General features: G+C 75.1%; 6 protein-coding genes. 5 read left to right on the top strand and 1 reads right to left on the bottom strand.

The features are described from left to right. Window positions 1-31: 31 nt before the first annotated feature. Window positions 32-721 (bottom strand): TIGR03085 family metal-binding protein, encoded by a 690-nt coding sequence (locus tag HMPREF3099_RS02780; RefSeq protein WP_083323432.1) that lies wholly within the window; start codon window positions 719-721, stop codon window positions 32-34. Window positions 722-858: 137 nt separating this feature from the next. Between HMPREF3099_RS02780 and HMPREF3099_RS02775 the strand changes: the two genes are divergently transcribed. The 5 genes from HMPREF3099_RS02775 to trpC form a co-directional block, all read left to right on the top strand. Continuing rightward, window positions 859-2,688: an ABC transporter ATP-binding protein gene (locus tag HMPREF3099_RS02775; RefSeq protein WP_083323431.1), complete on the top strand. Its 1,830-nt coding sequence runs from the start codon at window positions 859-861 to the stop codon at window positions 2,686-2,688. After that, window positions 2,685-4,502, top strand: a complete 1,818-nt coding sequence (locus tag HMPREF3099_RS02770; RefSeq protein ID WP_070703733.1) for an ABC transporter ATP-binding protein — start codon at window positions 2,685-2,687, stop codon at window positions 4,500-4,502. Before HMPREF3099_RS02775 ends, HMPREF3099_RS02770 begins: the two co-directional genes overlap by 4 nt. Next, complete coding sequence (locus HMPREF3099_RS02765) at window positions 4,499-5,044, top strand: Trp biosynthesis-associated membrane protein (protein WP_070703731.1); 546 nt, start codon at window positions 4,499-4,501, stop codon at window positions 5,042-5,044. Before HMPREF3099_RS02770 ends, HMPREF3099_RS02765 begins: the two co-directional genes overlap by 4 nt. A gap of 44 nt (window positions 5,045-5,088) precedes the next feature. Next, window positions 5,089-5,343, top strand: a complete 255-nt coding sequence (locus HMPREF3099_RS02760) for an HGxxPAAW family protein (protein ID WP_070703729.1) — start codon at window positions 5,089-5,091, stop codon at window positions 5,341-5,343. After that, on the top strand, window positions 5,340-6,091 hold a 752-nt coding region (trpC, locus tag HMPREF3099_RS02755), incomplete at its 3' end, for an indole-3-glycerol phosphate synthase TrpC (protein ID WP_070703735.1). The genes HMPREF3099_RS02760 and trpC, both read left to right, overlap by 4 nt.

Below are 6,091 nucleotides of genomic sequence, written 5' to 3'. Positions count from 1 at the left end.
GGCCGCGGCGGTCACCGGGTCGGCACCCACCTCAGAGGGCCCGCCGGTGGGCGCGCAGGGCCGCCACGTCGGCCGGGTCGCCCTCGAGGGTCACGCGGGCGGCGTCCTCGCGGCCGAAGGAGAAGAGCAGCAGCTCCACCGGCTCCCCGGTCACCACCACGGTGTTCCGCCCCGCCGGGGGACGGCGCACGGCGGCCCGCCCGGTGCCGGGGGCCACGAGCACCACGCCCACCGGCGCCTTGCGGTGGGTCAGGCGCGCGGCCCGGGAGACCGCGGCCCAGGCGGCCTGCTGGAGATCGGCGTCCTCCCGGGGCTCCCAGCCCGGGGTGGCGCGGCGCGCGTCCTCGTGGTGCACCACGTACTCGGCGATGTTGATGGCCGGTCCCACGCCGGGCAGGGCGAAGGGCATCCACGGTGCGGGCCCACGGGAGAAGGTGACCAGCAGGGTTCCCCAGTCCCGGGCGGCGAACTCGTCCTGCACCGCGGCGGTGTGGGAGCGGGCCGGGCCGGGCAGCCCGATGCCGGGCAGCACGTCGGGACGGCGCTCTCGCACCACCATGTGGGCGAGCATGTCGCGGGTGGTCCACCCCTCGCAGAGCGTGGGGGCGTCGGGGCCCAGCGAGCGCAGCGTGGCCACGAGGGCGGCACGCTCGCGCTCCACCAGGGCGGCGGTGCTCGGGCGGGTGTCGGAGGACGGGTTCGCGGACGCGGTGGGAGCCATGCGGCCATCCTGTCACCGCCGACCGACAACCTGCTGGACGGTGCCCGGGCGCCGGCTGGGAGGGCTCCCGCAGGAGGTCGTCGGTGCTGCGTGAGAGTGTGAGGTCCACGTCACCCACCTGTCCACGGAGGTCCCTCGTGCGCGTCGCCACCGGCCGGTCGTCCACCGACCTGCTCACGGAGCAGGTCTCCGGCGTGGAGGCCCTCGCGGTGGTGTGGCGCGGCATCCGCCGGGAGCCCGGCTGGTTCACCCTGGCCGTGCTCGGCTCCGTGGTCTGGGCGGGGTCCATCGTCGGGGTTTCCCGCGCCGTCGGCTGGGCGGTGGAGCACGTCGTCGAGCCGGCCGCCGGGCAGGGTTCGGTCACCTGGCGGGCGGCCCTCACCGGCTTCGCCGTCGTCCTGGGCGCCCACCTCCTCCAGGCGGCCTCGATGCTGGTGCGGCGCCTCTCGGCGGGCCTCGTGACCTTCCGGCTGGGTGCCACCTACCGGCGGCTCGTCACGGACGCCTACCTGCGCCTGCCGCTCTCGTGGCACCGGCGGCACCCGGGCGGGCAGCTGCTGAGCAACGCCAACGCCGACGTCGACACCACCTGGCGCATCTTCATGCCCCTGCCCATGTTCGTCGGAGTGCTCTTCCTGCTGGTCTTCGCGGGGGTCTCGATGTACCTGGTGGACCCCCTGCTGGCCGCGGTGGGGGCCGTCGTCTTCCCCGTGCTGGCGGCGCTGAACATCTGGTACCAGCGGGTGATGTCGCCCCGGGCGCAGACCACCCAGGAGCTGCGCGGCGAGGTCTCGCGGGTGGCGCACGAGAGCTTCGAGGCCGGGCTGCTCGTGAAGTCGATGGGGCGGGAGGACGCCGAGGCCGGGCGCTTCGGTGCCAGCGCCACCGACCTGCGCGACGCGGCGGTCTCCATGGGCCGGGTCCGTGGCCTGTTCGACCCCCTCATCGAGGCCCTGCCGCAGGTGGGCACCCTGGCCGTGCTCGTGGTGGGCACCTGGCGGGCGTCCCACGGGCACGTGAGCACCGGCGAGGTGGTGCAGGTGGCCTATCTGTTCACCATGATGGCCATGCCGGTGCGGGCCCTGGGCTGGACGCTCTCGGAGGCCCCGGCATCGGCGGTGGGCTGGCGACGGGTGCAGGCCGTGCTCACGGCCCCGACCGGTCCGGCGGCCGGGACCCGCCGGCTGCCGGGGACGGGCGGGCTCGCGGTGCGCGTGCGCGGACTCGTCCACGCCCACGAGGACGCCTCGGACGACCCGGCGCTGCGGGGCGTGGACCTCGACCTGCCGGCGGGCTCCACGGTGGCGCTCGTGGGGGCCACCGGGGCGGGGAAGTCGACGCTCGCCTCGGCGGCGCTCGGACTCGTGCGGCCGACCGCGGGCACCATCGAGTACGACGGGGTGCCGCTGGAGGAGGTGGCGCCCGAGGCCCTCGTGGGGGCGGCCTCCCTGGTGGAGCAGACGGCCTTCCTCTTCGACGACACCGTCCGCTTCAACGTGGCCCTGGGCGCCGACCTCGGCGACGAGGAGCTCTGGGCCGCCCTGGAGCTCGCACAGGCGGCCGACTTCGTGCGCGCCCTGCCCGACGGGCTCGACCAGCAGGTGGGGGAGCGGGGCGGCTCGCTCTCCGGCGGTCAGCGCCAGCGCATCGCCCTGGCCCGCGCCGTGGTCCGCCGCCCGCGGTTCCTCGTCCTCGACGACGCCACGAGCGCCCTCGACCCGGCGGTGGAGCAGGCCGTGCTCTCCCGGCTGCGGGAGGCCCGGGCGGGCATGACGGTGCTCGTGGTGGCCTACCGCATGGCCACCATTGCGCTGGCGGACACGGTCGCCTACCTCGAGGACGGCCGGGTGGTGGCCACCGGCTCTCACGCCGAGCTCATGGCCAGCCAGCCCGGGTACGCCCGCGTGGTGGGGGCCTACGCCGTCGACCACGCCCAGCGGCAGGAGCAGGACGGGGGCCGGGCATGAGCACGCGGACGCAGGAACCTCTCGAGCAGGGCCGTGGGTCGCGGATCGGTGTCTCCGAGGCGGGGACGCTCGCCACGGTCCGACGTGGCCTCGCGCTCTCCCCGGAGCTCACGCGCGGGTTCGGGCTCACGCTCTTCCTCGCGGGGCTGGCCACCCTCGGTCGCCTCGCGGTGCCCGTGGCCGTGCAGCAGGGCACCGACCACGGGCTGCTCGCCGAGGGCGGCCCCGACGTCCGGTACACCCTGCTCATGGCCGGCGCCACGGCCCTGGTGGTGGTGCTGCTCTCGGCGGCCACCTACGCCGTCAACGTGCGGCTGTTCACGGCGGCCGAGAGCGGGCTGGCCACCTTGCGCACCCGCGCCTTCCGCCACATCCACGACCTCTCGGTGCTCACCCAGAGCACGGAGCGGCGCGGTGCGTTGGTCTCCCGTGTGACCAGTGACGTCGACACCATCAGCCAGTTCGTGCAGTTCGGCGGCATCATGCTCATCCTGTCCGTGGGGCAGGTGCTGGCCGTGACCGTGCTCATGGTGCTCTACAGCCCGTGGCTCGCCCTGACCGTGTGGCTGACCTTCCTCCCGATGCTGCTGGGCATCCGCCGCCTGCAGCCGTTCGTGGGACGCGGGTACACCCGGGTGCGCGAGCGGGTCGGCACCATGCTGGGCGCCATCACCGAGTCGATCGCCGGCGCCTCCACCATCCGGGCCTACGGCATCCAGCAGGTCACGCGGGAGCGCACCACCGAGGCCGTGCTCGCCCACCGGGCCGCGGCCGTCCGGGCCCAGACCCGCACCGTGACCGTCTTCACCCTGGGCATGCTCTCCTCCGGCGTCGCGGTGGCCGCGGTGGTGGGCGTGGGCGCCCTGCTCGTGGGGCGCGGCTGGATCAGCCTCGGCGAGATGGTGGCCTTCGTCTTCCTGGTGCAGCTGTTCACCGCCCCGGTCAACCAGGCCACGGAGATCCTCAACGAGCTGCAGAACGCCGTGGCCTGCTGGCGGCGCGTCATCGGCATCATCGACACCCCGGCCGACGTGGCCGACCCCGCGGACGGCGTCGAGAGCCCCCGCGGCCCGGCCACCGTGACCTTCGAGGGGGTGTCCTTCGCCTACCCCCGCAGCGGGCGGGTGCTCCACGAGGTCGACCTGGCCTTCGAGGCCGGGCGGCGGCACGCCATCGTGGGGGAGACGGGGGCGGGCAAGACGACCGTGGCCAAGCTCATGACCCGGCTGCAGGACCCGGCCCAGGGCGCGGTGCGCCTCGACGGCGTGGACCTGCGGCAGATCACCTTCGCCTCGCTGCGGCGGCGCATCGTGCTCGTGCCCCAGGAGGGCTTCCTCTTCGACACCACGCTCGCGGAGAACCTGCGCTTCGCCGCGCCTGAGGCCACCGACGCCGAGCTGCTGGCGGCGGCCGACGAGCTGGACCTGCGGGACTGGGTGGACACCCTGCCGGCGGGCCTGGAGACCCCCGTGGGGCAGGCCGGGGAGTCGCTCTCGGCGGGGGAGCGTCAGCTCGTCGCCCTGCTGCGGGCCCGGCTGGCCGACCCGGACCTGCTCGTGCTCGACGAGTCGACCTCCGCGGTCGACCCCGGCACGGAGGTGCGCGTGCAGCGGGCGCTCGAGCAGCTCACGCAGGGGCGCACGTCCGTGGCCATCGCGCACCGTCTGTCGACCGCCGAGAACGCCGACGTGGTGGTCGTGATGGACTCGGGCCACGTCGAGGCGGTGGGGCACCACCGCGAGGTGCTCGCCGCGAGCCCGACCTACCAACGCCTGCACGCCTCCTGGGCGGCGCAGCGAGAGGACGTGAGATGACCAAGTCCCGTGTCGTGCTGACCGGCCTGGCCCTGTGCGGCCTGCTGGGCGTGCTGCTGACGACCACCTGGGTGTCCGGGACGCCCAGCGGGGGTCTCGGGGGCGGTGCTCCGGTGGAGCTCACGGGCTCCGAGGCCAGCAGCCTGGTGCGCCCCGCTCTGTTCACCGCCGTGGCGGGCCTGCTCGTCGCCGCCTTCCTGGGGCCGGTGGCGCGCCGGGTGGCCGGGGTGGTGGTGACGCTCTCGGGGCTGGCCGTGGCCTGGGCGGCCGCCGCCCTGCTGCTGGACCCCGAGGGGCCGGTCACCGCCCGCGCGGCCGAGGACTGGGGCCTGGCCGGCAGCGCCTCGGTGCACGCCGATGCGACCGCCTCCTGGGCGCCCTGGGTGGCGGCCCTGCTCGGCGTCCTGCTCGCCCTGGTGGGCGTGGCCGTCCTGGTGGCCCGCTGGCAGGGACTCGGCGCCCGGTACGAGCGCCGGGGGCAGGCGACCCGGACGGAGGAGCCCCTGTGGGACAGCCTCAGCCGCGGCGAGGACCCGACCTGAGATACTGACCCGAGCGCAACCCGCACGTCCCGAGAGGAACACCCATGACCCAGGCCCCGCACGCCCCGCAGCACCCCACCCGTCTGCCCGAGCCGCCGGAGGTCCACGAGGACCACGGCCACAGCACCGCGGCGTGGACCGGCACGATCCTCATGATCGTGGGCTCCGTCGTCATCGCGCTGGGCATCGTGCTGCCGAACGACGTGATGACCTACGCCGGTGTGGCCCTCACCGTCGTCGGTGCGCTCGCCTGGCCGATCATGGCCAAGATGGGGTTCGGCAGCAAGCACGGCCAGTGAGCGGCACGGTGCTGGACGCCATCGTCGACGGCGTCCGCGAGGACGTCGCCGCACGAGAGCGTGCAGTGCCCCTGAACGCCCTGGGCGAGGCCGCGGTGGCCCCGCCCCGCCCCGTCCTGGAGGCTCTCCGCACGCCGGGCGCCTCGCTCATCGCGGAGATCAAGCGCCGCAGCCCGAGCAAGGGCGACCTGGCGCCGATCGGGGAGCCTGCCGACCTGGCCCGCACCTACGCCGGCGTCGGGGCCGCGGCCATCTCCGTGCTCACCGAGGAGCGCCGCTTCGGCGGGTCCCTGCAGGACCTCGTGGCCGTCCGCGCCGCGGTGGACACGCCGCTGCTGCGCAAGGACTTCCTCGTCGGGGAGTACCAGGTCCGTGAGGCCCGCGCCGCCGGGGCCGACCTCGTGCTGCTCATCGTGGCCGCCCTGGACCAGCCCCTCCTGGCCGACCTGCTGGCCCTGACGCACGAGCTCGGCATGGAGGCCCTCGTGGAGGTGCACGACGAGGAGGAGCTCGAGTGCGCCGTCACGGTGGGCAGCCGCATCATCGGCGTGAACACTCGCAACCTGAAGACCCTCGAGGTGGACCCTGCCACCCCCGCCCGCCTCGTGCCGCAGGTGCCCGGTGGCGTGGTGGCCGTGAGCGAGTCCGGCATCCGCACCCCGCAGGACGTGCGCACCGCCGTGTCCGCCGGTGCCCGCGCCGTGCTCGTGGGCGAGGCGCTGGTCACCGCCGCCGACCCGGCCGCGGC

It is taken from the genome of Kytococcus sp. HMSC28H12, from assembly GCF_001816045.1.
In the GTDB taxonomy this organism is placed as follows: Bacteria; Actinomycetota; Actinomycetes; order Actinomycetales; family Dermatophilaceae; genus Kytococcus; species Kytococcus schroeteri.
The sequence above is the reverse complement of the archived record's forward strand: the minus strand, read 5'-3'. Positions and strand labels throughout refer to the sequence as shown.

Coding starts and splice junctions, on each gene's coding strand:
- HMPREF3099_RS02760 (WP_070703729.1), top strand. CDS start 5,089: ATGACCCAGGCCCCGCACGCCCCGCAGCACCCCACCCGTCTGCCCGAG.
- HMPREF3099_RS02765 (WP_070703731.1), top strand. CDS start 4,499: ATGACCAAGTCCCGTGTCGTGCTGACCGGCCTGGCCCTGTGCGGCCTG.
- HMPREF3099_RS02780 (WP_083323432.1), bottom strand. CDS start 721: ATGGCTCCCACCGCGTCCGCGAACCCGTCCTCCGACACCCGCCCGAGC.
- HMPREF3099_RS02770 (WP_070703733.1), top strand. CDS start 2,685: ATGAGCACGCGGACGCAGGAACCTCTCGAGCAGGGCCGTGGGTCGCGG.